The organism is Streptomyces inhibens (assembly GCF_022221585.1).
Classification (GTDB): domain Bacteria; phylum Actinomycetota; class Actinomycetes; order Streptomycetales; family Streptomycetaceae; genus Streptomyces; species Streptomyces inhibens.
The window spans coordinates 8,931,376-8,958,098 of sequence record NZ_CP084681.1 but is presented as its reverse complement, the minus strand read 5'-3'; the positions used below and the strand labels follow the sequence as shown (position 1 = coordinate 8,958,098).

Below are 26,723 nucleotides of genomic sequence, written 5' to 3'. Positions count from 1 at the left end.
TTGCGCACGTGATGCGTCCGGGCGTGGCGCAACAGGTCCTGCTGAGTTCGCACCTGGTGCGTCCGGGCGCGGTGCGTCCGCGCCTGCAGAGTTCATATGCATGTGCTTACGATCTGCGCGAGCACATGAATTGTCAACGGGTATTTTCTTGGCCATGGCCGAGAACGCATCCGACAGGGGCACCGCATCCGGGGGACGGCAGGCCCGCCCCGACCTGGCGGCGATGATCGTGCCGTTGGGCCGCGCGCTGATGGCCGCCGAGCAGCCGATCCTCGACGCCCACGACCTGACGATGTGGGCGTATTCGGTGCTGCTGCACCTCGACGAAACGCCGATCCGCACCCAGGCCGCGCTGGCCGAGGCCATCCGGGCGGACAAGACCCGCATCATCGCCGTCCTCGACGATCTGGAGGAACGGAAGCTGATTCGCCGTCAGCCCGACCCCGGGGACCGACGGGCGCGCCTGCTCTCACTCACCGGCGAGGGCCGACGGCTGCGTGACACCGTGCAGTCCGCGATCCAGCAAGGCGAGGAACAGGTGCTCGCCCAGCTGCCGGCCGCGGACCGCAACGGATTCCTCAGGGCGCTGCAGACCCTGTCCGCGCTGCCGGAGCTGACGCCGAGGAAGCCCGGACGGGAGACGCGTTAGGGCCCGCCCGACGGGTCAATGCCGGACAGGCCCTGGCGCAGCTCGCGTAGGGGGAGGGTGCCGACCGAAGCAACCTGTGGCCGTATCGGCCGGCACCGGCTGACAGCTGTGGGATTACTTCCAGTAGCCGTCGCCGCTGCCCCAGCTCCAGCCGCTCCTCTCGCAGCCCTCGCTGAAGACCGGGCCGACATGGTGGAGGACGCCCGCAGAGAGCCAGCAGGCGGCGTGGTGGCCGTTGCCGCGGTGGTGGTTGTGGTGGTGGCGGTGGTGGTCCTTGCCATGAGCCAGGGCGGCGCTCGCACCGCCCATGACGATGGTGGTGGCCAGGGCGCTGGCTGCGATCGCGGCGCGGATGCGCATGTCTGCTCCTCAGGAGGATCAAAGGGGTATATCGACCTTTTCAGGGATCACCTTCACAGAACCTCCCAAAACCTGACTCACCATTAATTGCGCGAGTCGGAGTAACCGACAGCCCTTTTCGTGAAGTGCGCGGCGGGTCACGGGTCGCAGTGAGGCCGAACGGGCCGGATCAGGGGATCCGCACGCTCAACGCGTAGAGACCGGTGGTCCGTTCGCTCGTCATGGATCCGCACCGCCCCTGCTCCTGCCACGGGATCAGGACGGAATCGGGACCGGCGATGCCGTACCCGCCGGGCGGTGATGGGGCGTCAGTCCGTGGCCGCCCGGGCTCCCTCCGCCGGGTGCCCGGCCAACTCACGTACGGGCGGTGTGCTCGGGCGCAGGCCGAGTACCACCAGCGCCACGGCCACCGCGAGGAAGGCGGCCAGCACCGCGAAACCGGTCACGCTGGATCCGGTGGCGTCGGTCAGCCAGCCCACCAGGTAGGGGCCGGCGAAGCCGCCGAGGTTTCCGAGGGCGTTGATCAGGCCCATGGCGACGGCCACCACCTCGAAGCGCAGCAGCCGGCCGGGGATCGCCCAGAACGGTCCGTACGGTGCGTAGAGCGCGGCGGCCGTCACGCACAGCAGCAGCATCCGCGGCAGCGCACCGTCCACCGTCTGTCCGAGCAGCAGCGCCGCGATGCCCACGACGAGGGGGACGGCCACCGCCTGGCGTCGTCTGCCGGTGCGGTCGGACCAGGCGGCGTTGGCGATCATCACGACCAGCGCGACGGTGAACGGAATCGCGGTCAGCAGCCCGACCTCGGTGGGCGATCCGCCGTGTGTCAGCTCCTTGATGACCGACGGCAGCCACAGGTTGAAGCCGTAGAAGCCGGTGATCCAGAAGAAGTAGACGCCGATGAGAACGAGGACCGATTTCTGTTTGACCGCGTCGAGGTACGAGCCGCTGCCCGCCGTCGGCTTCGCGGCCTCGTCGGCGGCGATCGACCGCTCCAGGTGGTCGGCCTCGGCGCGGGAGATCCACCGGGCCTGCGCGGGCCGGTCGGCCACCGCGAACCACCAGACGACCGCCCACACCAGGGGCGGCACGCCCTGCAGCACGAGCACCCAGCGCCAGCTCGCATGGTCGAGCATCCAGCCGGACAGCGGAGCCATCAGTACCGAGGAGAGCGGCAGACAGGCCATCCACAGCGCGTTGGCGCGGGCGCGCTCGCGCAGCGGGAACCACGAGGCGAGCAGGATCAGTACGGCGGGCCAGACACCGCCCTCGAAGAAGCCCAGCACGAAACGGGCCACGTAGAACTGCGATGTGGTCTGCACGAGACCGGAGAGCGAGGCGGCCAGCCCCCACGCGAGCATGAGGATGAGGACGGTCTTCCGGGCGCTCCAGCGCTGGGCGAGGATCGCGGCCGGGATCTGCAGAAAGACATAGCCGACGAAGAAGATGCCGCCGACCAGTCCCTTGTCGGCGTTGGAGAGCTCCAGGTCGCCGTGCATGTAGGGGAGGATGACGGAGACGTTGTTCCGGTCGAGATATGCCAGCATGTACATGATCGCGGCGACCGGGATGACATACGCCCAGCGCTTGGCGGGGGTCGCTTGCGGGGTCGGTGGCGGGGTGACGTCCGTCATCGGGCGGCTGCCGTTCCGTAGGTGGCGCGGATCCGGTCGGTGAAGCGGCTGAGGTCGGCGGCGGCGCGGAAGGCCGCGGCCATCGTGCCGTGGGAGGCGCGGCCGCTGCCGGCGATGTCGAAGGCGGTGCCGTGGTCGACGGAGGTGCGCAGGATCGGCAGGCCCACGGTGACGGAGACGGTGCCGTCGAAGTCGACGGTCTTGGCGGGGATATGGCCCTGGTCGTGGAAGTGGGAGAGCACCCCGTCGAAGCGGCCTTCGAGCCCTTGGTGGAAGACCGAGTCGGCGGGGATCGGCCCTACGACGCCGAGGCCTTCGGCGGCCGCCTTCCGCACGGCCGGACGCAGCACGGTGATCTCCTCGTCGCCGAAGTGACCGCCCTCGCCACCGTGCGGGTTGATCGCGGCGACGGCGAGCCGGGGCTCGTCATGGCCGAAGACGCGCAGTGCGGTGGCCGCGTGACGGATGCTCGCCGTGACCCGTTCCTCGGTGATCTGGTCGAGCGCCTTGCGCAGGGCGAGGTGGCGGGTGGTGAAGAAGATTTTGAGGCCGCGGACCACGAACATGGTGTCGAAGTGTGCGGCGCCGGTGAGTTCGCCGAGCATCTCGGTGTGGCCGAGGTGCTGCGAACCGGCCGCCCAGATCGCCTCCTTGTTGATCGGTGAGGTGACGATGCCGTCGACCTCGCCGGCCAGCGCGGCGCGGGTGGCGGCCTCGATCGCGGCCACGGCGGAGCGGCCCGCGACCGCGTCGACCGTGCCCCAGGGGAGGTCGGCGGGGGCGATACCGAGGTCGAGCACGTCGATGGTGCCGGGCTCGAACCGTGCCTCACCGGGTGCACCGACCGCGTTGACCTCGACGTCCAGGCCGCAAACCGCCACCGCGCGGCGTAGTACGGCGGCGTCGCCGACGGCGAGTCCGCGGCCGAGCGTGGTGGTCGCCGGGTCGGCGAGGGTACGGGCGGTGATCTCGGGGCCGATGCCGACGGGGTCGCCGAGGGTCACGGCGAGGAGGGGCAGCGGGCGCTCGGGAGTCGGCCGATGGCCGGCCGTCGGCTGATGGGGCGTCATGAGGTCGCCTTTCGGGGTGCGGTGTTCAGTTCGCGCTCAAGGTGGTGCCGAGGGTGTGCCGGGTGCAGGCCGCGCGCAGATGTTCCAGGCAGTCGCGGGCGGCGTCGGGGCCGCCGATCAGACCGCCCTTCGTGGCGAAGAGCAGTCCGTCGTGGGGGCCGCCCACCAGGTGTCCGGCGATGGCCAGCGGCAGCACCTCGGTTTCGATGGCGAAGCCGTCGGCGCCCAGTGCGGAGGTGACGGCCGCGGCGACATCGCCGCCCGATGCGTACAGGCCGCCGGGGCACAGCTCGGTGACCGCACGGCGGGCGACCTCGGCGAGGCAGCGCAGGATGCGCGCGGCGGTGCCGGCATCGGGTACGGGAGCGGGGGCGGGGGCGGGGGCTGCCGTCAGCGGGTCGGGGGCCACTCGGACGCCGAGCACCGTGGCGCCGTCCTCCGCTGCCGCGCGCAGCGCTGCCAGCGCCCGGTCGGGATCCGGGTCGGCGGGGTCGACGTCGGCCCAGCGGGCGCCGAGCGCCGTTTCCGTACGCGCGAGTTGGGTGCGGGTGCGGTCCGTGACGCTGCCGACGACGGCCAGGATGCGGGCGGGGGTGCCGCTCTCGGGCCGCAGGCCCAGTTCGGCGGCGAGCGCCGCGCCGAACGGCCCCGAGTCCAGCGCGACCCAGCGGATGGAGTCCTCGACGGCGAGGCGGGCGGCGGCCACCGCGACCGTGTGCAGATGCGCGTTCTCGGTGGCGTCGCAGACCACGATCTCGGCCCGGCCCTCCCGCAGGGCCGCCGCGACCGCGTCGGGGCCGCGCTCCACCACGTCCAGCGTCAGCTCGTCCGTGGTGCGCCTGCTCTGCGCTCCCAGCACGGAAGCGACCCGGGAGTGCCGGACGGGGTCGAAGGGGTCGCGCGCCACGGCCGTACGGGTCAGCGGTACGCCGTCGACGAGGTGCAGACCGCCCACCGTGCTGCGGCCGGCGTCGGGGAAGGCGGGGACGGCCAGCGTGCGGATCCGGGCCGCGGGCTCGCGCGCGGCGAGGCAGTCCACCACCGCGTCCAGTTCGCTGCCGGGGTTGCCGCGCAGTGTGGTGTCGACGCGCTTGACGATCAGGGGTGCCTCGCCGGCGGTTTCGGCGGCGGCCCGGACGGCGGCGTAGGCGCGCGCGGGGGGCCAGTGCCGGGAGGCGGTGTTGACGACGAGGACGTCCACCCGGTGCGCGTAGCGCTCCACTTGGGCGAGCGCGCCGACGGTGACGGCCCGCAGGCCCAGTCGCGCGTAGAGCGCACCCGTTGCGTTGCTTCCGGTGAGGTCGTCTCCGATGACAAGCACCTGGGCCACGAGGTCTCCTCCCGTCGGCTCCGGCGTCATGGCGGACCTCGGCTCCGAAATGACTGGACCACGCACTTTTGTTGCGTGGTTCACGCAATTCAGAGTGCGAGTCGGCGAACGGGCTGTCAAGAGGTGTGCAGGGGGGCAGGCAAGGCCGCGTGCCCGGCTGCGTTTCCGGCGTCGTCCCCGACGGTGCGCACCGACCAGGCCGCGTCCGCGAACCCGGCCAGCTGCCGCTCATCGCCCCCGGAGAGCAGGCCCGTACCGGCGGGCATCGCCGCCCAATAAGGGAAGCCGCCTCCCCCGCCGAGCTTGGAATGGTCGGCGAGCACCCAGGCGGCACGGGCGCACTCGGCCATCGTCTCCTTCAGCGCGGCCTGTTCGAGGTCGGGGCAGTTGATACCGCGCCGGGGATCGAGACCGTCGACACCGAGGAAGGCGCTGTCCGGGGTGAGCCGGCGCAGCGCCTGTTCCGTACGGGTGCCCAGCAGCGACTCGTTGGGGCGCCGCAGCCGGCCGCCCAGTACCACGACCTCCACCTCGGCGTCGGCCAACTCCACCAGGGTGGACAGGCCGTTGGTGACGACGGTGATGTCGCTGCGGTCGCGCAGCTCATGTGCCAGCCGGGCGACGGTGGTGCCCGCGTCGAGGAGCACCACATCGCCGCTGCGGACCAGTGCGGCCGCGGCGCGGGCGATGGCGTCCTTCTCGCCTCGCTGCTCGTGCTCCTTGTCGTGCCAGGAGCGCTCCACCGCGCGGTGATCGACCGCTCCGCCGTAGGTGCGGGTGATCCGGCCGAGTGCGGCCAGCGTCGCCAGATCACGGCGGACGGTGGACAGCGAGACAGCGAACTCGGCCGCCAGGTCGTGGACGCTGATGTCGCCCGCGCCGAGCAGCTCCACCATCCGCTCCCGGCGGCGCCGGGTGGCCGTGCGTTCCCCACTGGTCACTTCACTGCCCGCCTCTGTGTGCCGTCGCCCGTCCGGCGCCCTGGCCGGAAGCTCCTCAAGTTGCACGTTTCGCGCAACTTGAGGCTAACAGTCGTCGAGCGGACCGCGAAGGGGGCTGCGGTCAGGCGAGAACCTTGGCCTTCGCCTTCCGGAACTCCTCTTCGGTGATGTCGCCGTGGTTCTTCAGTTCGGCGAGCTTCGCCGGGGAATCCGCGTGCCGGCTCGCCTCGTCACCGGTCGACACCGTCTCCCGGAGGTAGGCCTGCAGCTGCTTTTGCTGCCGCTCGGCCCGTTCGGCCTCGCGTTCACTCATCCCGTGGCCGCGCGCGATCACGTAGATGAAGACGCCGAGGAAGGGCAGCAGAAGCACCACGAGGAGCCAGCCCGTCCTGCCTCATCTCAAGGATCCCCGTCGTCGGCCGCCCCCGCGATCAGATCGCCGTCGGTGAGCGCCTGCTCCGTCCAGATGACTTTGCCACTGCTGGTGTACCGGGTCCCCCACCGTTCGGCGAGCTGGGCGATCAGGAACAGGCCGCGGCCGCCCTCGTCGGTGGTGGCGGCCTGGCGCAGGTGCGGCGAGGTGCTGCTGCGGTCGGAGACCTCACAGATCAGGGAGGTGTCACGGATCAGCCGTACGCCGATGGGGCCGGCGGCGTAGCGGATGGAGTTGGTGACCAGCTCACTGAGGATCAGCTCGGCGGTGAACGCCTCCTCCGCCAGACCCCACTCGATCAGCTTATGGACCGCAGTGGCCCGTATCTGCGCCACTGCCGAAGGGTCGGGCGGCACATCCCAGTCGGCGACATGCGCGGCATCCAGCACCCGGGTGCTGGCGACGAGCAGCGCGATGTCGTCGCTGGGGCGCTCCGGCAGAAGTGCGCCGAGCGCGGCCTCGCAGGTCTCCTCCGGTGTCCGGCCCGGGTGGTCGGTAAGGGTGCGGCTCAGCAGCGCCATACCGTCGTCGATGTCCCGGTTGCGGTCCTCCACGAGTCCGTCGGTGAAGAGCACCAGCCGGGTGCTCTCGGGCAGCTGCCGCTGCCAGGTCTCGAAGGGCAGGCCGCCGAGTCCGAGGGGCGGGCCGCCCGGTACCTCGGCGATCTCGGTGGTGCCGTCGGGCCACAGCACCACGGGCTGGACGTGCCCGGCGCGCGCCATGGTGCAGGTCCCCGAGGCCGGGTCGTAGATGGCGTAGAGGCAGGTGGCTCCGGTGACCGAGGCCTCGGCTCCCCCGGCGCCCTCGTCCTGGTCGATACGGGTGACGAGTTCGTCGAGGTGCCAGAGGATTTCGTCGGGCGGCAGGTCCAGGTTGGCGAAGTTGTGGACGGCGGTGCGCAGCCGGCCCATGGTGGCCGCGGCGTGCAGTCCGTGGCCGACGACGTCGCCGACGACGAGCGCGACCCGGGCGCCGGGCAGCGGGATGATGTCGAACCAGTCGCCGCCGACGCCGCCGAGCCCGCTGTGGCCGGCCTGCGCGGGCAGATAGCGGTACGCGGCCTCGACGGCGTTCTGGGGCGGCAGGGCGCGCGGCAGCAGGCTGCGTTGCAGAGTGACCGCCATGGTGTGCTCACGGGTGTAGCGGCGGGCGTTGTCGATGCTCACCGCGGCGCGGGCGACCAGTTCCTCGGCGAGGGAGAGTTCCTCCTCCTCGAACGGCTCGGGCTCCTGCGAGCGCCAGAAGATGACCACGCCCAGGATGGCGCCACGGGCCCGCAACGGGACGGCGATCATCGAGTGGATACCGTGCCCGACGATCTTCCGGGCCCGCTGGGGGTTCTGCAGATGCCAGCCGCTGAAGGCGGTCAGGTCCGCTTCGAGGACCGGTTCGCCGCTGGCGATGCCGGCGCCGAGGGAGGTGGCGGGCTCGAAGCGGATCAGATGGCCGACCGGATAGAGGCCGCTGTCCGGTGGGACGCCGCTGGCGGCGGTACGCCGCATCTGGACGCCGGAGCCGCCGGTCGGCGTGGGCTCCTCGCCGACCAGCACGTCCTCGGCCAGATCGACGGTGACGACGTCGGCGAACCGGGCGGCGGCGAATTCCGCGAACTCCTCGCAGGTGCGCCTCACATCGAGGGTGGTGCCGATTTCGGTGCCGGCGTCGTAGAGCAGCTTCAGGCGGCTGCGGGCCACGTCGGCCCGGCCGGTGAGTGCCCGCAGCTCGGTGGTGTCACGCAGCGTGGTGACGCTGCCGGGCGGCCCGCCGACCTGGTCCGTCAAGCGCTGGTTGACGGCCAGCAGCCGCTCACCGACCGGGTGGACCTCGTCGGTGATGACCCGGCCGGAGGCCAGCAGATGGGCGGTGGCGGGGTCGAGTCCGAGATCGGCGATCTGGCGTCCTTCGACGTCCGGGGGCAGATCGAGCAGCCGGCGCGCCTCGTCGTTGGCGAGCAGCAGCCCGCCGTCGCCGCCAATGATGATCACGCCTTCGCGTACGGCGTGCAGCACCGCGTCGTGGTGCTCGTACATCCGGGTCATCTCGGCGGGGCCGAGGCCGTGGGTCTGGCGGCGCAGTCGTCTGCTGACCAGTGCCGTACCGCCGGTGGTGAGGAGGAGGATGCCCGCCGCGGCGCCGAACAGCAGCGGGAACTGGTCGTCGACGACCCCGCTCACCCGGTTGACGGTGATGCCGGCGGAAACCAGGCCGATGACCTTGCCGTCGTGACCGAAGACCGGCACCACGGCCTGGACGAGGGGCCCGATGGTGCCGGTGATCTTCTCGGTGACCACGCCGCCGGCCAGCGCCGGTTTCAGCGTGCCGACGAACTTCTTGCCGATCCGGTTGGTGATGGGGTGGGTATAGCGGATGCCCTGGGTGTTCATCACGACGATGAAGTCGACCTCGGAGCGTTTGCGGGCGGCCTCGGCCCGCGGTTGCAGCACCTTGGTCGGATCGGGGCTCTTGAGCGCCTGCTCGATGCCGGGCGAGTTCGCGAAGGATTCGGCGACGGCGACCGATCTGTGCAGGGCCTCGCGGTCTCCGGCGGCCCGGGATTGCAGCACGAGCGCCGCCATGGCGGCAGCGACGAGCAGCACCACGATCGCGACCTGCAGGAGAAAGACCTGACCTGCGACAGTTCGCATCCTGAGAACCGAACGCGGGCGGCCGTAGCGTCCGGCCATGTCCTCTTTCTACACCTCCCGCATACGGTGGGCGAGCCGCGCAATGCGGAGCGCAGCAGCCGCTGGGGCCCGTGTCGCGCCGGACGGCCTCACGGGCTGTCCGAGGATGGTCCCGTGATCCGGGGCCGGGCGCCAGAGGGCGGCAAGACCCCTCGGTAGGTTTTACTGCCGTACATATGCGAACATCCTCGACGAAGGGGACATACGCATCGGTCACATTCCACCACCGCGCTGGGGACAAATCGCCCAGGAGTCGGATGGTTCATGTAACTCTTCCCACAGGTCCGGCGGCTTGCCTTGCCGTGGTCTGCCGGTCGGGTGAATCACGAACCGGCACAACATGCCTGGTCAGCCCGGTTCACCGAGGGGCTGGAACCGGGGTGGGGGTGGCGCAAAGCTCCCCCTTGCCGTCACACGGGCCGGCTTCGCGGTATGAGACGTTCGGGGGCATGCATGTTGCAGAGGAGATCCGTGCCGAGGCGGCCGCGCTCATCGACCACCACGCGCTCGGAGTATGGAAGCCCAAGGACGCCGACCGGCAGGCCGCCGTCGCGCTGTTCCGCTTCCTCGAAACCGGTCTGCCCCTCACGGGCGAGCAGATCCGGTCCGTCCTGGCACACGCGCAACCGTCGGACGGAACCGGAGAGCGGCTGCTGCGGCTGCTGCTGATGACCGCCGGGCTGCTCGACGACACACAGCTGGCCGACGGCCCCGCCGGACGGGACGCCGTCGACCACGTATGCCTTCTGCTGGACGCGCTCGCGCTCTCCCGGCCCGCCGACCGGTAACAGCCTTCCGGTAAGACCGGTCACGGCCGACCGGTAGCCGACGGGCAAAAGAAGCCGGTAGCCGACCGGTGAAAGAAGAAGGCCCGCCCGGGCAGAAGCTCCGGGCGGGCGATTCAGGGCCGGTGCGGCCTTACACGGACACCGACGCGGTGGCGGGCTCCTCGACGGGGGCCTGCCCGTCCTCGGGGACCGAGATCACCCAGTGCGTCTCCTGCCGCGGGCGGAGATAGCAGGCCCAGTACAGCGCGGCGGCGGCGACGATAGCGCCCGTGATGACCAGGCTCTTGGTGCTCTGCTGACAAAGGACCCAGGCCAGGACCACGATCAGCAGCGCCGGGATCGCCGGCCACAGCGGCATCCGCCAGGCCAGCCGGTGCTTGTGCTCACCACGGCGCGAGACCAGGGCGCCCAGGGCGACGAAGACATACATCGCGGCGACGGCCACGCCGGTGACCTCGCTCAGGGTGTCGAGGTTGACGAAGCACAGGGCCGCGCCGGGGACGCCCACCGCGAGAGTGGCCGCCCAGGGGGAGCCGAAGCGCCGTCCGACGTGCGAGAAGGCACGGTTGACAGCCGTCGGCCAGGCCGCGTCGCGCGCCGAGGAGAAGACCACCCGGGAGTTCTGGATCACCATCACGATCGCCGCGTTGATGATGGCCAGGGCGATGCAGAGGCTGACGAAGGTGCCGACGCCGGAGTTGCTCCAGTTCTGCACCATGCCGGCGACATCACCCGCACCGAGAGTCTTCAGGTCGGGGGCGCCGAGGGTGATCGCGATCACCGGGATCAGGACGACGGCCGCGCCGATGGCGAGGGTCCACAGCACCGTGCGGGAGACGTTGCGGCGCGGGTTCTCCATCTCTTCGGCGAGGTAAACGGCGGTGGAGAAGCCCTGCAGGATGAAGAGCGCGGTGGCCAGTCCGGTCACGATCAGACCGGCGGTGACGGCCGTGGTGTGTCCGTGTCCGGCGTCCATCACGGGGTGGACGAGCACCGATGCGGACCGCTGGGTGTGGGTGAAGCCGAGGAAGGCGACCACCGCGCAGGCCACGACCTCCAGCACCAGGAAGATGCCGGTGATCCAGGCGTTGGCACGCAGGTCGAGCAGGCCCATGGCGGTGGCCAGCAGCATCACACCGGCGGCGGTGTACTGCGGATCGAGATGGATGATCGGCGCCAGATAGTCGGCGGTGCCCAGGGCGATGATGGGCGGCACGATCATGACGACGATCAGCGAGAGTATGAAAACCAGCCACCCGGCAAGGCGGCCCATGAGGGTGCCAACCATGGCGTACTCGCCACCGGAGCTCGGGATCAGCGTGCCGAGCTCGGAGTAGGTGAAGGCCACTCCGATACACAGCAGGGCCGCGACGGCGATGGTGAGCGCGGCGCCCGTGCCCAGGCTGGCGAACGAGTCCGGCACGATCACGAAGAGTGAGGATGCCGGGGTCAGACAGGACAGCGTCAGCAGGGTGCCACCGACGACACCGATGGACCGGGTGAGTTTGGGGGCGTGGGGGGCGTCCCCGTCCGTCGCACTGCGGGAGTCCCGCTCAGGAGCTGCGGAGGCAACAGGCGTGTAGGGCATATCTGTTATCCGTATCCCATCGATGCTGACGGCAGGAGGGGGGCACTTTCGGGGAAGAGTGCCGCAAAACGGTCCGAACCCGGAGAGCCACAGGCGCCGCTTTGGTGACCGAATAAAACCCCTGCCGACGACTCACGTCAAGGTCTTGTTAAGGTCCCTGGACAACGAAATCCGTAGCCGAAGAGCAGGATAGGGGTGCTTATCCATGATTCAGATGCGGCGCAGGAGCGGATTTCGCGGCCGGGGGGCCGGAGGTGGATTCTGCTGCGAGCCGCCGCCGAATCCGTTGCGGCTCCGCCGAAACTGCCGGCCGGACCGTTATTCCTCGTGCGCGTGGACCCGGGCGATCAGCAGCGCGACATCGTCGTGGTCGTGCTCGTCGCGCAGCGCGCCCAGCAGGCGGTCGCAGAGGCCCTCAAGATCCTGCTCGGACTCAGCGAGCAGCGTGAGCAGGGTGTCCAGGCGGGCGTCGATGGGCTGCTGACGGGTCTCGACCAGCCCGTCGGTGTAGAGCACCAGCAGGTCACCGTCGCGCAACGGAACCGTGGTCTGTTCAAAGGGGACGCCGCCGACGCCGAGCGGGGCGCCGGTGGGCAGATCGAGCAGTTCGGGCGGCCGGCCCGGCCGGACCACGATGGGCGGCAGATGGCCGGCGACGGCTATCCGGCACTGCGCGCGGTGCGGGTCGTACACGGCGTACAGGCAGGTGGCGAAGGCCGGATCGAGACCGCCGGCGATGTGGTCGAGGTGGCGGAGGACCTCGTCGGGATCGAGATCGAGGTCGGCGAGAGCGCGGGTGGTGGTGCGCAACTGGCCCATGGTGGCGGCGGCGTTGATACCGCTGCCCATGACGTCGCCGACGACCAGGGCGGTCTTGTCGCCGGCCACCGAGATGGCGTCGAACCAGTCGCCGCCGACCTCGCTGGCCGCCTGGGCGGGCTGGTAGCGGTAGGCGATCTCCATGGCCTTGGGCTGTGGCGGCCGGTGGTTCATCAAGTGGCGCTGGAGGGTGAGCGCGGTGCGGCGTTCGCTCTGGTACGAGCGGGCGTTGTCGATGCACACCGCCGCCCGGGCGGCCAGTTCGACGGCGAGCACCGCGTCGTCCTCGTCGAACGGCACCGGATTACGTACGCGGTACAGCGACAGCGCGCCGAGCACCTCCCCGCGGGCGATCAGCGGCACCGCCAGGTAGGAGTGCAGCCCGGCCCGCTTCAGGTGGGCGGCGCCCTCCGGATCAGCGGCGATATGCGGCAGATCCCCCTCGTCCACTTGGGAGAGCAGCACCGGGCGGGCCTCGGTCACGCAGCGGGTGATCAGCCGGTCGGCTTCGTAGGAGGCGATCTGGCCGGTGGGGTCGGCGGCGCGGACGGCATCGGTGGCGTAGGCCACGGACACCGCGAGCGCCCGGAAGCGGGCCGGGCCGCCGCGGGACAGCGAGGTGGGGCGCCGGCCGTCGAGTACGGCGTCGAGGACGTCCACCGCGGCGATGTCCGCCAGCTCGGGCACGATGACATCGGCCAGTTCGTGGGCGGTCTGGTCGACGTCGAGGGTGGTGCCGACGGTCACGGAGGCGTCGGCGATGACGGCCAGCCGCCGGCGGGCGCGGGCGGCCTCGCTGGCGGCCCGGTGCTGCTCGGTGACGTCCACGACCGAGGTGGCGAGCCCGAGTACCCGGCCGTGGGCGTCCTCCAGCCGGTAGTACGACACCGACCAGGCCTGGTCCGCGGTGGGGTCGGCGGCGGTGCGGCCGACGGTGAACTGGTCGAGCAGCGGCCTGCCGCTCTCGAGGACCTCACGCATCCGGGACACGATGACGTCGGTGTCCAGGAAGGACAGGGCTTCCCGAACGTCGCGGCCGATGTGCTGGTCGGCAGGCAGATCGTTGATGCGCTCCAGCGCAGGGTTGACCATGACGAAGCGCAGCGCGGTGTCCAGGACCGCCAGCCCGATCGGCGACTGGGCCACCAGCCGTACCGACAGCGCCAGATCCCGCTCCACCCTGCGCAGTACGGCCTGGTCGGTGGCGATGCCCAGGGCGTAGGTCTGGCCGCGCTCGTCCAGCAGCCGCATATTGCGGAATTCGACGAGCCGGGTGGAGCCGTCCTTGTGCTGGACGGGGAAGACCCCTGCCCAGCTCTCGCCGCCCGACATGACGTGGGAGAAGAGTTGCAGCACCAGGTCGAAGTGCTCAGGTCCGACCAGCAGCTGCGCGGCGGGCCGGCCGAGGGCCTCCTCCGCGCTCCAGCCGAACAGCTGCTCGGCCTGCGGGCTCCACAGGGTGATCCGCCCCTCCGCGTCCAACATCACCGCGGCCACGCCCAGCACGTCCAGCAGGCCACCGGGCCGCCCCGGTGTGGCCCCGACCGGGGTGGCACCCTCGGGGAACGCGTCGGTCGCACCCATCCAGGCACTCCTTCCGCCGGTCACCGCTGACCGACAGCCGTGGCGCTCTCCGTACATCGGCCGATTCTCGCTGTGATTCCGCTGCCCTCCATCATCTCTCGCCACGGGACGGCCCCGCAGGGATAGCGGGATCCGCAGGGCATCGCCGAACCCGTGCGCGAGGGAGCATTATCCGCCGCCGTTCCCAGGCCGGCGACCGTGTTGGCGATATTCGGGGCGATGATTCCGGCCGCCCCCGGCGACCGTAACCACGTCCGCCGGTGCCCGGAGGAAGCGTCCGCGGGGAGGTGCCAGGTGCTGCCCGGCGCCATGAAGGAGTCGACGGTCACGTACGAGGTGGTGGAGGTGGTGTTCATCCGCCCCGACGTCGCCACCGTCAAGGTGCGCGCAGCCGAAGGAAGGCAGGCAGTGGCGCCTGGTGGCCTGCCAGAACACAGAGGTGCTCGGCCGCAGAGGTGCTCAGCCACAGAGGTGCTCGGCCGCAGAGGTGCTCAGCCACAGAGGTGCTCAGCCACAGAGGTGCTCAGCCACAGAGGTGCTCAGCCACAGAGGTGCTCGGCACGTGACATAAGAAGGGCCGCACGGGCCGGGTGAGCTGTGAAGCCGACCTGGGCCCGTGCGGCGTGTGCAGATCCGGCGCGCAAAGCCCTGGTCCATCAAGGACGCCGGGTATCGACAGGTGAGTGACGCGCGCCGGTCCGGCGCTGCGCCGGCAGGCCGGGCAGGAGGCCGACGTCCGCCTGACAGCAGCGACGGGCCGCCGCAGCTGAACGCTGCGGCGGCCCGACTGTGCTACTGCGGGTCAGAGGAGACCCAGCAGGCCAAAGCCGCCGAAGCCGAAGAGGCCGTGACCGAAGCCGTAGCCGCCGTAGCCGCCATAGCCGAAGTTGTCGTAGCCGTGGTGGTGGTGGCAGTGGTGGTGACGACGGTGGTGGTCGGAAGAGGACGCGGACTGCGTCTGGGGAGCGGCCGAAGCCATACCGGCGAGCGGGACGACGGCGGCGGCGGCGATTGCCGCGGCGGCCACAGAACGGCCTATGAACTTGCGCATTGCGTTTCTCCTGTTTGGCAGGAAATCTGACAATGCGATGAGTACCGCGCAGAACCGTAAACCGTGCAGACACGACGAACGGCCACTCCAACAGCCCCAAGAATTGCTCCAGTCGCGGTAATGGAAAGGCAAAGTGAGCTGGTCGGTGGCCCGGTCAGAGACGGATGACGACCAAGGCCGTGTCATCGGTGGCTCCTCCGGGCAGCAGCAGCTCCGCCAGCAGCGCATCGGCGAGCTCCTCGGGGTCGGCGCGCCGGTGCCGGGTCAGCGCATCGGCCAGCCGCGCCAGACCGACGTCGATGTCCTCGCGGCGGCGCTCGATCAGCCCGTCCGTGTAGAGCACCAGCACCGCATCGTCCTCGAAGGCGGCGTGCGCCTCGGGGCGGTCCACATGCTCGGGCCGGGCACCCAACGGCGGGTCGGTCGCGCGGTCCAGCAGCTCGACCGTGCCGTCCGGGTGCAGCAGGGCCGGCGGTGGATGGCCGGCGCTGCTGTAGGCGATGGTGTGCGTGGTCCAGTCGATGATCACCTGCACCGCGGTGGTGGACTCGGCGCCGTCCACCGAGCGGGCGTAGAGGCCGACCACCTCCAACGCCCGGGCGGGGCCCCCGGCGGCCAGCGTGGCGGCGCTCAGCGCGCTGCGCAGCTGGCCCATGACACAGGCGGCGTCCAGGCCGTGGCCGACGACATCGCCGACGGCCACCGCCATCCGGTCCCCGGGCAGTTCGGCCAGGTCGTACCAGTCGCCGCAGACGTTGAGCGCGCCGACCGCCGGCTGGTAGCGCACCGCCGCCCGGTGGTGCCCCACGGGCCGGGGCGCGGGCAGCATCGCCTCCTGGAGGGCCAGCACCACCTCTCGCTCCCGGGCATGGGCCTGCCGCAGCCGCTCGTTGACCTCCTGGAGCTCCCGGGCACGGGTGTAGAGCTCTGCCTCCATCCGGTCCCGGTCTCCGCCGCGGTCGAGGGCACCGGCCCGGACGATCTCGGTGACGTCCTCGACCCGGTGCACGATCAGCACCACCCGCCCGCCGGCGTCGAGGACGGGCGCGTTGACCGGCCTCCAGTACCGCTCCTCGAACACCCCCGGGCGGTCGGGCGCCTCGATGTCGTAGCGCTGCAGCGGCATGGTCTCGCGCACCCCGGTGGCCAGCACCCGTTCCAGTGACGCCTTGAGGTTGCGCACACCGGAGGCGTCGGGGTCGTCGGGGTTGTCGGGGAAGACATCGAAGAGATAGCGGCCGATCAGTTGGCCGCGTTCCCGTCCGGCCCGCCGCAGCAGAGCCTCGTTCGCGTCGGCGATCATGAACCGCGGGGTGAGCAGCAGGACCCCACCCGGCAGTGCCTGGAAGACCGCCGCGTAGTCGATGGCGGGTTCGCTCACGTGGTGCCCGCATCCGGTGGGGTCCGCGTCACCCGGGTTCCCGGGTGCAGATGCGCGCAGATGAACGCCGCGGCCAGCGCGGCGGCCATCCCGTAGAAGACCGTCCGGTTGCCCTGGGCGAAGTCCAGCCGGACCGCGTCCAGGACCTCCTGCGGCAGCAGGGTCGAAGGGCTGCTGCCGTGCGGCGGCCCTCCGCCCTGTCCGGCGAGGGATTCGGTGAGGCTGTGGGCCACCTCGCGCGCGGTGGCGGTGGACAGTCCGCGGTCCTTGAGACTCTCCACGATCCGGTCGGTGGTGACGGTGGCCAGCACCGTGCCCAGTACGGCCAGGCCCAGGCTGGCCGCGTAGTTGCGGACGGTCTGGGTGATGCCGGTGACCTCGCCGTAGGAGGCGCCGATGGCGCGGTGGACGGCGTCGGTCGAGGCGGGGGCGAGCAGCAGTCCGATGCCGGCGCCGGCCAGCACGATGTACGGCCACTGGGCGGCCGGCGACAGATCCGTCATCCTGTGCGCCCACAGCCCGAAGCCGACGGCACCGAGCGCGGAGCCGAGGCGGAGGGCCGGTTTGGCGCCACGCCGGTCCAGGATTCGGCCACCGAGCTGCGAGGCGATGCCGAAGCCGAGGAAGAAGACCAGCAGATAGAGGCCGGCTTCGTTCGGCGAGGAGCCGAGCGCGACCTGTGCGTAGACCGAGGCGAAGAAGAACACCGGGACGAATGCCATCATCGCGAAGAACAGCACGGCGATATCGGCGACGAAGGCGCGGTCGCCGAACACCCTCATGGTGATCAATGGGTGAGCGGTGCGCAGTTCGAGGCGGACGAAGACGATCAGTAGGAGCAGCCCGCCGATGACGCACGTCCAGGTGGCGGCGGAGCCCCAACCCCACGCGGAGGCCTGCTGGAGCCCGAGCACGCTCAGTCCCATGCCGGCCGCGACCAGGACCGCGCCGCGCCGGTCGAGCGTCCCGCGGCGGCCGTCGGCCGGGATGCGCGCCAGCAGCGTCAGGACGACGGCGATCACGGCGACGGGCACATTGACCCAGAAGACGGCCCGCCAGGTCCAGGTGGTGAGCCAGCCGCCGAGGATCGGGCCGACGGCGGTCAGCGCGCCAAAGAGGCCGAAGAACAGCGCCGGTGCCCGGCCCCGGCGTTCGACGGGGAAGACCATGACCACCACAGCGAGCGCCGCCGGGAACATCAGCGCCGCGCCCAGGCCTTGCACGGCCCGGAAGACGATCAGCCAGGTCTGTGCGGCATCCCCTTTCGGCACGGCTCCGCACAGCGCGGAGGCGATGACGAAGACCAGGGTGCCGAGGAGCATGACGCGGCGGTGGCCGAGGAGATCGGCCAGCCGCCCGCCCAGCGCGAAGAATGCCGCGAGGGACAGCAGATAGGCGTTGACGACCCATCGGATGCCCGAGGTGGACAGGCCCAGCTCGTCGGTGATGTGCGGGGCCGCGATGGAGACGATCGTCTGGTCGATGAAGGTCATCGACACCGCGACGAGCATGGCCGCCAGCGAGAGCGTCTCGTTCGCCGCTCCCGCCGGGGCGTCGCGCCGCTCCGCCGGGGCGGGTGTGCCGTTCGCCCTCGGCACCTTCCTGTCGTTCGCCACGTGCGGAATGTTCCCGTCCGGGCGGTGTACGCGCATGCCGGGGCCGGGTGTTTCCCACCCCGTCGGCGCACGAAGGGCGAGGCCGATCCCGTCCTGTCGCGGCCGCGGCGGCTACCGCCGTTCGGGTCAGCCGTGGCCGAGGCACCGCGCGCGGATCCGAAGGGGTCAGCGCACCGGAGCACCCGGCCCCAGCGGGAGGCCCAGCAGCCACCAGGCGACGAACAGCAGCGTCCAGGCAAGCAGCATCGCCAGGGCCACCGGCAGGGTGCAGGAGACCAGTGTGCCGATGCCGGCCTGCTTCTTGCGGGTCTGGAGGAAGCCGACGGTGAGGATGAAGCTGGTGCTCATGGGGGTGATCGAATTCGTACAGGAGTCGGCGATCCGGTAGAGCGCCATCGTCGTCGCCGGGTTGATGTGCAGCAGCATCAGCATGGGCACCAGCACCGGCGCGACCAGCGCCCACAGCGCCTGGCCGCTGGTGATCAACAGATTAAGCCCGGCGACGGCGACGATCAGGACCAGGAAGAGGATCAGGGTGGGCGCGCCCAGCTCGCGGAGGGCGTCGGCGCCGCGGACCGCGACGAATGTCCCGATGTTCGTCCATTTGAAGAGCGCGACGAACTGCGAGACGGCGAAGAAGATCACCAACAGCGGTGCGATGGAGCGCAGTCCGTCCGCCATGAAGGCCGGTACGTCCCGGCCAGCTGCCACGGTGCGTGTGAGCCGGCCGTAGACCAAGCCGATGACCAGGAAGAACAGCGACAGGAAGAGCGCGATGTGGTCGAAGAGCGGGGACTCGACGACCGCACCGTCCGCGGCGCGCAGCGGTGAGTGCCGCGGGAGGGTGGCCAGCGCGATCAGCGCCCAGTAGCCGAGGGCCGCCCAGCCCGTCAGCTTCAGCGCCCGGATCTCGCGGGGGCCGGGGGCGGGTCGTACGCCCTCACCGGGCGCCGCGGTCGCGTCCGCGGAATCGTCGGGCATCAGTGTGTGCTCGCGACGGGCCAGTACGCGCTCCACCACGAACGTGATCACAAAGGCCAGGACGACCGCCGACACGGTGGTGAAGTACATGTTGTCGGTCGGGCGCACCACGGTGTGCGGTGAGACGGTCTGCGCCGCCTCCGTCGCCATCGCCGCGAAGGCCGCATCGCCGGGCGCGATCAGCGGATTGGCGTCGCCGGCCGCGTTGATGGAGACAAACGCGACGATCATGCCCAGGACGGGTGAGCGGCCCACGGTCTGGAACGCGATGGCGCCCAGCGGGATCAGAACGATGTAGGCGGAGTCGGAGAGGAACTTCGACAGCGCGCCGGCGAGGGCGACCGCCAGCACCACCGAGGTGGCCGGCACACGGGCGAGCGCCTTGCGGGCGAGGGTCTCGAAGAAGCCCGCGCGCTCGGCGACGGCGACGCCCAGCATGACGATGGTGACGGTGGCGAGCGGGCCGAAGGTGACGAAGTTGTCCTCGATCATCGAGAGGAACTCGCGTGCGCCGCCGGTCGACAGCACCGTGCGTACGGCGACGCTCTTGCCCGTCCCCGGGTCGGTGACCCGCAGCCCGGCCGCGGCCAGCGCCCAGCTCGCCGCCGCGGTGATTGCCAGGAGAATCCAGAACAGCCAGAAGGGGTGCGGCAGCCGATTGCCGGTGCGTTCTATCGCGCCCAGAAATCCGCTGGGTCCCGGTGGTGCGGGGTCGACGGCTGTGGCGTCCACGGCTGCCATGGGGCCCTCCTGGCGGTGGCGGTCTGAGGTGCGGCGACCTTATGAGCAGCCGGGGTCGGTCTGACCAGGGTTACCTGTGGCGCGGTAATCGGGGTCCGGGGTGGCCGCAGCGGCGGCAGGGTCGGGGCAGGGAGCGCCTGTCCCATGGGTGTACCGGAGCGCATCGGCGTGCCGGAGCCCGTTGCTCCCCGGCCCCCGTACCTCGTATCACAGAAGACCGGTTCACAGAAGACCGGTTCACAGAAGACCGGTTGTGCGCCGCCCCCTCCCCCGCCGTCTCGCCCGAGGCGTACTGAGGCGCCACGGCAACGGGCGCCAACCCGTCCTCAGTGCTTACGCGCCCGACTCGGCTGAACTCTGGACGGCTCCCCCGGCATCTTCGGATGGTCGGGGGATAGGGCATATCGCCGAGCCCTTCCTCCGCCGCGTGCCGGTCGGCGAGTTCCAGGAGGGATTCCAGGCCGAAGGCGTGGTCCGCCATGTCGGCGTGCACATCGCCGAGTTCGGCGAACCGCGGCGGGACCGTCCGCAGATCGAAGTCCTCCGGTGCGGCGTCGGACAGCTCCTCCCAGCGCAACGGGGTGGAGACGGTCGCGCGGGGGCGGGCCCGCAGCGAATAGGCCGAGGCGATGGTCCGGTCCCTGGCCATCTGGTTGTAATCGACAAACACCTTTGCGCCGCGTTCTTCCTTCCACCAGGCGGAGGTCACCAGGTCCGGCATCCGGCGCTCCATCGCCCGGGCCACGGTGATCGCGGCCCGTCTGACCTCGGTGAACGTCCAGCGGGGCAGGATCGGAACATAGACGTGCACGCCGCGGCCGCCGGATGTCTTGGGCCAGCCGCGCAGCCCGTGCTCCGACAGCAGCTCCCGCAGTTCATGGGCGACCCGTACGGCGTCCGCGAAGTCGGTGCCGGGCTGCGGGTCGAGGTCGATCCGCAGTTCGTCGGGGTGCTCGGTGTCCGCGCGGCGTACGGGCCAGGGATGGAACGTCAGACATCCCAGGTTGGCCGCCCAGAGCACCGCCGCGGGTTCGGTGGGGCACATCTCGTCGGCGAACCGCCCGCTGGGGAAGGCGATCCGCGCGGTGGGCAGCCAGTCCGGCAGCCCCTTGGGCGCACGCTTCTGGTAGAAGAACTCGCCCTCGATACCGTCGGGGAAGCGCTGCATGGTGGTGGGCCGGTCGCGCAGCCCCCGCAGCACCCCGTCCGCGACGGCGAGGTAGTACTGCGCGACGTCCAGCTTGGTGAAGCCGCGCTCCGGGTAATACGTCTTGCCGGGGTTCGACAGGCGCACCGTGCGCCCCGCGACATCCAGCTCGACAGCTCCTCCGGCCATCCCTCCACGCTAGGCCCTGTCCGATGGGTCTGCGCGGTGCTGCCGCGCGCCAGGAGGCGCGGTGGCCTGCGGCCCGGGGCGCTCCGGCGCGCGGGATGCGGCCCCAGCCCTCAGGATCGGGACCATGGATCTGCCTGTCATGCCCCCGGTCTCCCCCATGCTCGCGAAGCTGGTGGCCGACATTCCCGCCGGCATGCAGTACGAGGCCAAGTGGGACGGCTTCCGCGTCATCGTCTTCCGCGACGGCGACGAGATCGAGATCGCCAGCCGGACCACCAAGTCGCTCACCCGCTACTTCCCCGAGGTGGTCACGGCCGTGCGGGCGGAGCTGCCGCGGCGCTGCGTCATCGACGGCGAGATCATCATCGCCCACGACGGCCGGCTGCACTTCGAGGAGCTGCTGGAGCGCATCCACCCGGCCGACTCCCGGGTCCGTACGCTCGCCGAGCGGACCCCCGCCTCCCTCGTCGCCTTCGATCTGCTGGCTCTCGGTTCCGATGCGCTGATGCACGAGCCGCAGGCGACGCGCAGGGAGGCCCTGGTCGAGGCGGTGCGGCCGGCCCGTCCGCCGGTGTACACCGCGCCCGCGACCATGGATCAGGAGCTGGCGCACCGCTGGTTCACCCAGTTCGAGGGCGCGGGCCTGGACGGGGTGGTCGCCAAGCCGCTCGACCGGCCCTACCGGCCCGGCGACCGCACCATGTTCAAGATCAAGCATGCCCGCACCGCCGACTGTGTCGTCGCGGGGTACCGGTGGCACAAGAGCGGGCCGGTGGTCGGCTCCCTGCTGCTGGGTCTGCACGACAGCGCCGGTCATCTGCAGCATGTCGGGGTGTGCGCCTCGTTCCCCATGGCCAGGCGGCGCGCACTGGTCGACGAGCTGGCGCCGCTGCGGATGGACGATGTCGCGGGCCATCCCTGGGGGCAGTGGACGGACGAGGCGGCGCATGCGTCCCGGCGGATGCCCGGCGGGCCCAGCCGCTGGAGCGGCGGCAAGGATCTGTCGTGGGTGCCGCTGCGGCCGGAGCGGGTGTGCGAGGTCGCCTACGACCACATGGAGGGCAGCCGGTTCCGGCATACCGCCCAGTTCCGGCACTGGCGCCCCGACCGTACGCCGGAGAGCTGCACCTACGCCCAGCTGGAGGAGCCGGTGGGCTACGACCTGGGGCAGCTGCTGCCGGGCTGAGGGGACGGGCCGGCCCGTCGGCGCCCGCCGGTCATCGGCTCATCCCTTGTCGCTGTCGGGCGGCCATCGGCGTCTGCTCTCCCCCGGCGCGAGATGGTCCACCACTTCGGCCAGTTCGCGGCAGGCCTGCTCGATCTTGCGCCGGATGGCGCGCTGCTCGGTGACGATCGCCGACAGCAGCAGCGCGGTGAGCGCGGTGGACGCGTTGAGCGCCTGCAGGTTGACCATCGACTCCAGGAGGCTCTGGCCCTCGAACGGTCCGGTGCGGCCGGTCGCCGCCGAGATGGCCAGTACGGACACCAGCAGCACACAGGGCGTCGCCCCCGGCAGCTGGAAGCGCAGCGCCGCCCAGACGATCAGCGGAAAGACCAGGAACAGCAGCGAGAGCTCGCTTCTGACCGCCACGGACGAGACCACGACCGACGCGACCGCCAGAGCCGCCCCCTCGGCCCACCGGTACGCGGCGACGTCCCGGGGCCACCGGAGCGTGCGGAAGGCGAGCACGAGCGGGGTGATGACGAGGATGCCCATCGCGTCGCCCACCCACCACGCCACCCAGGTGCGCCAGAAGTCCCCGGCCGGCAGCGCACCGGTGAGCACCTGTGTGCCGCTGCCCAGCGTCGCGCTGATCAGCATTCCGGCGAAGGCACCGAGGGCGACCAGCGCCACCCCGTCGCGCAGCCGGTCCAGTGCGACATGGAAGCCCACCCGGCGGAGCATCAGACAGGCGCACACCGGCGCGAGGGTGTTGCCGATGACGACGCCGATGCCCGCGAGATCGGGCCGGGTCAGCGTCGCGAGCACCAGGATCGTGCCGATGACGATCCCCGGCCAGGTCCACAGGCCCAGCAGGAGCAGGCTGCTCAGGGCGATGCCGGTGGGCGGCCACAACGGCGTGACCACGGCACCCGCGACCACCACTTGCTCCAGCAGTCCGATCCGTGCGGACCCGTAGTAGACGGCGGCGAGGGCGAGGATCGTCAGGGCTGCCGATGCAGGACGACGGAGTTCCTCGGTGCGCACCACATCAGCCATCAGACAACGCCGGCGCCCGGGCGCCGGCCGCGACACGCACGCCCGGCCCGCGCTTCACCCGGGCCTGTCCGCCGCCCCGTCGAAGCGCAGCGCGATCACCGCGGCGTCGTCGGTGTGCCCGGTGAGCTCGGCCACGCTCATCGCCACATCGGCCACCGTGGCCGGATCACCGGCGGCGTTGGCGCTGACCAGCCGGGTCACCTGCCGTAGTCCCGCCTCTATCGGGAACGACGGCCCCTCGATGACACCGTCGGTGAGCAGGACGAACGCCCCGGCCAGGGCCAGCCGGCGGCGGGTCACCGGATACACCTCCCCCGGTACGACGCCGAGCGGCAGGCCCCCGGGGTCGTCGGCGAGGCCGGACCGGCCGTCGACGGTGGCCCAGATGCCGGGTATGTGCCCGGCCCGGGCGCTCGACAGTTCCCAGGTGACCGGGTCGACGCGGACGAAGGTGCAGGTCGCGAAGAGCCCGCAGTCCACCGAGATCAGCAGGTCGTTGGCCCGGCTCAGCACCTCGCCCGGGTCGGCGGCATGGACCGCGACGGCCCGGAGCGCGAGACGGATCTGCCCCATGAAGGCGGCCGCCTCGACATCGTGGCCCTGGACATCGCCGATGCAGAAGGCGAGCGATCCGTCCGGCAGGGGGAAGCCGTCGTACCAGTCGCCCCCGATGTCGAGTCCGTGCCGGGCGGGCGCGTAGGTGGCGGCGGTGCGCAGCCCCGGCATCTGCGGCAGCACGGCCGGCAGCATCTCGCGCTGCAGCGCCTCGGCCAGCTCCACCCGCGCCCGTTGCTTCTCGGCACCTTCCCGCGCCTGGGCGGTCAGCCGCCCGAGCGTGGTCAGCAGATCGTCGGCGCTCGCCGACCGCGGGGGACGACGCCGCATGGACGGCTCCAAGGTGCATCGGTGTGTGGGCCACTACGGGGGTGCGCTCCGTGCGGCAGTCCGCGTTGGCCTCCTGACCTGGCCTTATGGGCTCTTGAGGGAGCCCATCTCTCCCGGTTCATCATATTTCCGCGGTTCGACTTCCGCTTGACGACCGGGCGGCCGTGCCACCGCACGCCGGGCGCGTCACCCTCCGCAGCCGGACAGGCTTGGGGAGCGATCCCCGGCCGCCGCCCGGCTCACACCGTGGCGGGCCGGCCCGCCACCAGGTGCTTGACGCCCGACCGTACGGCCCAGAAGAAGACCGCGAGCGCGAGGGCGGCCACCGTGATCGAGTCGTAGGGCGCCGGCAGCCGGCCGGAGCCCTCGAAGGTGCCCAGCCAGGACACCACGGTCAGGGCGACCAGGTAGACCACCAGCCAGGCGCCGGTGCGGAGTTCGGCACCGAGCGGGCGGCTCGGGCCGGCGCCGTCGCTCTCCACGGCGGCCGTGCCGCCGTGCGCGCCGGGGCGGCGCATGACCAGGAAGATCAGCAGGCCGGCGAGGACGAGGGGAAGGGCGAGGCGCAGGTCGTGCCAGCCGGACCAGTAGACGAACTCGCTGGCCACCACGAAGCTGAGCGGTGCGATCCAGCGCAGCCCCGGCACCCAGCCGGCGGTCCCGCCACCCGGTTCGGCGCGGAACACGGCGACCGCGACCGCGGAGGCGGCATAGATCAGCAGATACATGTCGCCCATGACGCTCACGATGTCCTGCCAGCCGCCGAAGGGCAGCAGAAAGACCACGATGACCAGGAGGTTGACCACCAGCGCCCGGCGCGGGATGCCGTACCGCTCGTTGACCTTCATGAAGTACCGGGGAATGGTGCCGTTCTTGGCGAGCGCGTAGGTGTGCCGCGCGTCGATCGCCACCCCCACGTACGCGGAGCCGCCGGGCGAGATCACCGCGTCCGCGTAGAGCAGGCTGGACAGCCAGTGCAGATTGAGGATCAGGGCGAGCTGGCCGAACGGGGAGTCGAAGGACACCCCCTGCCAGCCGTTGCCGAGCAGGTGCTCGGGGACGGTGAACAGGAAGGCCAGTTGCAGGGCCAGGTATATGACGACGGCCAGGCCGATGCCGGTGAGGACCGCCACCGGGATGGTCCGGCGGGGGTTGCGGGTCTCACCCGAGAAGTCCAGCGGGGCCTGGAATCCGTTGACGGAGTAGACGATGCCGCCGCCGGCCAGCGCGGTCAGACAGGCCACATAGCCGTACGGCGCGAATCCGCCGTGGTCCGTGAGGCGGCCGGAGTGCCAGCCGGACGCGATCAGCGCGATCACGGTGACCACCGGGACGGCAATCTTGAACACCGAGATCAGGTTGTTGAGTTGGGCGAACATCCGCACCGCGAACCAGTTGAGTGCGGTCAGCAGCACGCTGAGCCCGGCGGCCAGTGCCAGCCCGGAGAGGGTGAGGGTGTGGCCGTTGTAGATGCCCGGGAGGTAGTGCGCGGCGTACTGCATGATCGCGCTGATCTCGGCCGCGGTGCCGCCCACCGACAGCAGCGTCGACCAGCCGATGAGGGTGCCGACGAGCCGGCCGCTGGCGAGCAACGGCCAGCGGACCGTGCCGCCGCCCTCCGGCCGGGACGCACCGAGTTCGATCAGCACCAGGGCGACCAGACCACACAGCAGACCGGCCCCGATCCAGGAGAGCAGCGCCGCGGGGCCGGCCGTCTGCGCCGCGTACATCGCGGCGAACAGCCAGCCGGAGCCGACGATGTTCGAGAAGCCGATGCCGGTCAGCCCCCAGAACCCCAGGTCGCGGTGGAGCCGTCGCTCCTGTGCCTGTACTTCCGGCGCGCCGAACCCGTCGGCTCCCGCTGATACCTGCCCCTCCGTCACGAAAACGGCCTCCTTGATTCGCTGTTCCGGCTCGCCGGACCCTACTCGACGATCTTCGAACAGGAATCATCCGTTCCAGGGGTGGACACCTCAGGCGATCAGCGCGACGCCTGGGGAATGAAACGGCCCCGTCAGGTCCGTTTGCGGGGAATCAGGGGAGTCAGCTGCAGGTCCAGCAGCCCGACCAGCAGGCGGAGCGGCCGGCGCGGTGCCCCCTGGGGTGACGCCGGTCGTCCGGGCGCTCGTCGCCGGGGTCGTGGTCGGCGAGGGCGCGCAGGCTCGCGAGTTGGGCGCACAGGACGACGGTGATCGCGGCGAGTTCCTCGGGCTCGGCATGGCCCTTGTCGATCCGCAGTGAGAATTCGGGCAGGGAGGCGGGTCGGTCCCCCTCGGCGGGTAAGGCCTCGCCGCCAGGCGCGCTCCGGCCGCCCGGCGCGCTCTCGTCGATCTTTGTGCCCTCGCCGGTGGCTGTGCTCTCGTCGGTGAATGCGTTCATGTGTGGGGGTCCATGGGCTCGATGGCGATCCGCGGCGGGAGACGAACCGCCCCGACGTTCCACCGAGACGTGTACGCAGCCACCTGCAAAGCCATGTTCGGGGCCGTGTTCGGGCAGGTCACAGGGCCGACGCTAGGAGCGCGGTGGGCCGCTGTCGCGCGGGAGGGCGGTCCGCCTGCGCCATTCGGGCGAGCAGTTCGCTGCCCAGGCGTGATATCGGGCACCGCGGCCGTGTTGGTCCCGGTCCTCGCG

Annotated in this window: 20 protein-coding genes and 1 pseudogene; 3 read left to right on the top strand and 18 right to left on the bottom strand. The window is 71.0% G+C overall.

The features are described 5' to 3' along the window. Positions 1 to 154: 154 nt before the first annotated feature. A complete protein-coding gene (locus tag KI385_RS40185; protein WP_238576932.1) occupies positions 155 to 649 on the top strand; it encodes a MarR family winged helix-turn-helix transcriptional regulator in 495 nt (164 codons plus the stop codon). 114 nt (positions 650 to 763) lie between these two features. Here the strand turns inward: KI385_RS40185 and KI385_RS40180 are convergent, their stop codons facing one another. From KI385_RS40180 to KI385_RS40150, 7 genes are all read right to left on the bottom strand, one after another. Next, on the bottom strand, positions 764 to 1,009 hold the full coding sequence (locus KI385_RS40180) for a hypothetical protein (protein WP_238576931.1): 246 nt from the start codon (positions 1,007 to 1,009) through the stop codon (positions 764 to 766). Between the two features lie 308 nt (positions 1,010 to 1,317). Beyond that, entirely contained in the window at positions 1,318 to 2,643 is a 1,326-nt protein-coding gene (locus tag KI385_RS40175; protein ID WP_238576930.1) for an MFS transporter, read from the bottom strand. Continuing rightward, entirely contained in the window at positions 2,640 to 3,713 is a 1,074-nt protein-coding gene (gene pdxA / locus KI385_RS40170) for a 4-hydroxythreonine-4-phosphate dehydrogenase PdxA (protein ID WP_238576929.1), read from the bottom strand. Before pdxA ends, KI385_RS40175 begins: the two co-directional genes overlap by 4 nt. A gap of 25 nt (positions 3,714 to 3,738) precedes the next feature. Continuing rightward, entirely contained in the window at positions 3,739 to 5,043 is a 1,305-nt protein-coding gene (locus KI385_RS40165; RefSeq protein WP_238576928.1) for a four-carbon acid sugar kinase family protein, read from the bottom strand. 116 nt (positions 5,044 to 5,159) lie between these two features. Then, complete coding sequence (locus KI385_RS40160) at positions 5,160 to 5,984, bottom strand: DeoR/GlpR family DNA-binding transcription regulator (RefSeq protein ID WP_238576927.1); 825 nt, start codon at positions 5,982 to 5,984, stop codon at positions 5,160 to 5,162. 121 nt (positions 5,985 to 6,105) lie between these two features. Then, positions 6,106 to 6,354, bottom strand: a complete 249-nt coding sequence (locus tag KI385_RS40155) for an SHOCT domain-containing protein (RefSeq protein ID WP_238576926.1) — start codon at positions 6,352 to 6,354, stop codon at positions 6,106 to 6,108. Between the two features lie 29 nt (positions 6,355 to 6,383). Then, complete coding sequence (locus KI385_RS40150) at positions 6,384 to 9,101, bottom strand: SpoIIE family protein phosphatase (protein WP_238576925.1); 2,718 nt, start codon at positions 9,099 to 9,101, stop codon at positions 6,384 to 6,386. A gap of 449 nt (positions 9,102 to 9,550) precedes the next feature. Here KI385_RS40150 and KI385_RS40145 point away from each other — a divergent pair, with 449 nt between their 5' ends. Then, on the top strand, positions 9,551 to 9,889 hold the full coding sequence (locus KI385_RS40145) for a hypothetical protein (RefSeq protein ID WP_238576924.1): 339 nt from the start codon (positions 9,551 to 9,553) through the stop codon (positions 9,887 to 9,889). Positions 9,890 to 10,019: 130 nt separating this feature from the next. Here the strand turns inward: KI385_RS40145 and KI385_RS40140 are convergent, their stop codons facing one another. The 7 genes and pseudogenes from KI385_RS40140 to ligD all read right to left on the bottom strand — a co-directional run bounded on the left by KI385_RS40140 (position 10,020) and on the right by ligD (position 20,986). Continuing rightward, the gene (locus KI385_RS40140) at positions 10,020 to 11,477 is read right to left on the bottom strand and encodes an APC family permease (RefSeq protein ID WP_238576923.1); all 1,458 of its coding nucleotides are present in this window, start codon (positions 11,475 to 11,477) and stop codon (positions 10,020 to 10,022) included. A 318-nt stretch (positions 11,478 to 11,795) separates the two neighbouring features. Continuing rightward, entirely contained in the window at positions 11,796 to 13,880 is a 2,085-nt protein-coding gene (locus KI385_RS40135) for a SpoIIE family protein phosphatase (RefSeq protein WP_238576922.1), read from the bottom strand. A gap of 802 nt (positions 13,881 to 14,682) precedes the next feature. Then, the gene (locus tag KI385_RS40130; protein ID WP_238576921.1) at positions 14,683 to 14,931 is read right to left on the bottom strand and encodes a hypothetical protein; all 249 of its coding nucleotides are present in this window, start codon (positions 14,929 to 14,931) and stop codon (positions 14,683 to 14,685) included. 154 nt (positions 14,932 to 15,085) lie between these two features. Continuing rightward, on the bottom strand, positions 15,086 to 16,312 hold the full coding sequence (locus KI385_RS40125; protein WP_238576920.1) for a PP2C family protein-serine/threonine phosphatase: 1,227 nt from the start codon (positions 16,310 to 16,312) through the stop codon (positions 15,086 to 15,088). Continuing rightward, entirely contained in the window at positions 16,309 to 17,964 is a 1,656-nt protein-coding gene (locus KI385_RS40120; RefSeq protein WP_425357031.1) for an MFS transporter, read from the bottom strand. Before KI385_RS40120 ends, KI385_RS40125 begins: the two co-directional genes overlap by 4 nt. Positions 17,965 to 18,093: 129 nt before the next feature. Continuing rightward, a complete protein-coding gene (locus tag KI385_RS40115; RefSeq protein ID WP_238576919.1) occupies positions 18,094 to 19,650 on the bottom strand; it encodes an AbgT family transporter in 1,557 nt (518 codons plus the stop codon). Positions 19,651 to 19,976: 326 nt separating this feature from the next. After that, positions 19,977 to 20,986: pseudogene (gene ligD / locus KI385_RS40110) on the bottom strand (non-homologous end-joining DNA ligase). Between the two features lie 124 nt (positions 20,987 to 21,110). Between ligD and KI385_RS40105 the strand changes: the two are divergent. Beyond that, on the top strand, positions 21,111 to 22,172 hold the full coding sequence (locus KI385_RS40105; protein ID WP_238576918.1) for an ATP-dependent DNA ligase: 1,062 nt from the start codon (positions 21,111 to 21,113) through the stop codon (positions 22,170 to 22,172). Positions 22,173 to 22,211: 39 nt separating this feature from the next. On the opposite strand, the gene KI385_RS40100 is transcribed toward KI385_RS40105, so the two are convergent. From KI385_RS40100 to KI385_RS40085, 4 genes are all read right to left on the bottom strand, one after another. After that, positions 22,212 to 23,198: an MASE1 domain-containing protein gene (locus tag KI385_RS40100; RefSeq protein WP_238578042.1), complete on the bottom strand. Its 987-nt coding sequence runs from the start codon at positions 23,196 to 23,198 to the stop codon at positions 22,212 to 22,214. Positions 23,199 to 23,261: 63 nt separating this feature from the next. After that, positions 23,262 to 24,092, bottom strand: a complete 831-nt coding sequence (locus tag KI385_RS40095) for a PP2C family protein-serine/threonine phosphatase (protein ID WP_238576917.1) — start codon at positions 24,090 to 24,092, stop codon at positions 23,262 to 23,264. A 239-nt stretch (positions 24,093 to 24,331) separates the two neighbouring features. Then, positions 24,332 to 25,975, bottom strand: a complete 1,644-nt coding sequence (locus tag KI385_RS40090) for an APC family permease (protein ID WP_238576916.1) — start codon at positions 25,973 to 25,975, stop codon at positions 24,332 to 24,334. Positions 25,976 to 26,135: 160 nt separating this feature from the next. Next, positions 26,136 to 26,471, bottom strand: coding sequence for an acyl-CoA carboxylase subunit epsilon (locus KI385_RS40085; RefSeq protein ID WP_238576915.1), 336 nt, complete (start codon positions 26,469 to 26,471; stop codon positions 26,136 to 26,138). Positions 26,472 to 26,723: the final 252 nt, after the last annotated feature.

What these genes read in the sequence shown, in the direction of transcription:
- KI385_RS40185 (WP_238576932.1), top strand. Translation starts at nt 155, where the DNA reads ATGGCCGAGAACGCATCCGACAGGGGCACCGCATCCGGGGGACGGCAG.
- KI385_RS40180 (WP_238576931.1), bottom strand. Translation starts at nt 1,009, where the DNA reads ATGCGCATCCGCGCCGCGATCGCAGCCAGCGCCCTGGCCACCACCATC.
- KI385_RS40175 (WP_238576930.1), bottom strand. Translation starts at nt 2,643, where the DNA reads ATGACGGACGTCACCCCGCCACCGACCCCGCAAGCGACCCCCGCCAAG.
- pdxA (WP_238576929.1), bottom strand. Translation starts at nt 3,713, where the DNA reads ATGACGCCCCATCAGCCGACGGCCGGCCATCGGCCGACTCCCGAGCGC.
- KI385_RS40150 (WP_238576925.1), bottom strand. Translation starts at nt 9,101, where the DNA reads ATGGCCGGACGCTACGGCCGCCCGCGTTCGGTTCTCAGGATGCGAACT.
- KI385_RS40145 (WP_238576924.1), top strand. Translation starts at nt 9,551, where the DNA reads ATGCATGTTGCAGAGGAGATCCGTGCCGAGGCGGCCGCGCTCATCGAC.
- KI385_RS40140 (WP_238576923.1), bottom strand. Translation starts at nt 11,477, where the DNA reads ATGCCCTACACGCCTGTTGCCTCCGCAGCTCCTGAGCGGGACTCCCGC.
- KI385_RS40135 (WP_238576922.1), bottom strand. Translation starts at nt 13,880, where the DNA reads ATGGGTGCGACCGACGCGTTCCCCGAGGGTGCCACCCCGGTCGGGGCC.
- KI385_RS40130 (WP_238576921.1), bottom strand. Translation starts at nt 14,931, where the DNA reads ATGCGCAAGTTCATAGGCCGTTCTGTGGCCGCCGCGGCAATCGCCGCC.
- KI385_RS40120 (WP_425357031.1), bottom strand. Translation starts at nt 17,964, where the DNA reads ATGCGCGTACACCGCCCGGACGGGAACATTCCGCACGTGGCGAACGAC.
- KI385_RS40115 (WP_238576919.1), bottom strand. Translation starts at nt 19,650, where the DNA reads ATGGCAGCCGTGGACGCCACAGCCGTCGACCCCGCACCACCGGGACCC.
- KI385_RS40105 (WP_238576918.1), top strand. Translation starts at nt 21,111, where the DNA reads ATGGATCTGCCTGTCATGCCCCCGGTCTCCCCCATGCTCGCGAAGCTG.
- KI385_RS40095 (WP_238576917.1), bottom strand. Translation starts at nt 24,092, where the DNA reads ATGCGGCGTCGTCCCCCGCGGTCGGCGAGCGCCGACGATCTGCTGACC.
- KI385_RS40085 (WP_238576915.1), bottom strand. Translation starts at nt 26,471, where the DNA reads ATGAACGCATTCACCGACGAGAGCACAGCCACCGGCGAGGGCACAAAG.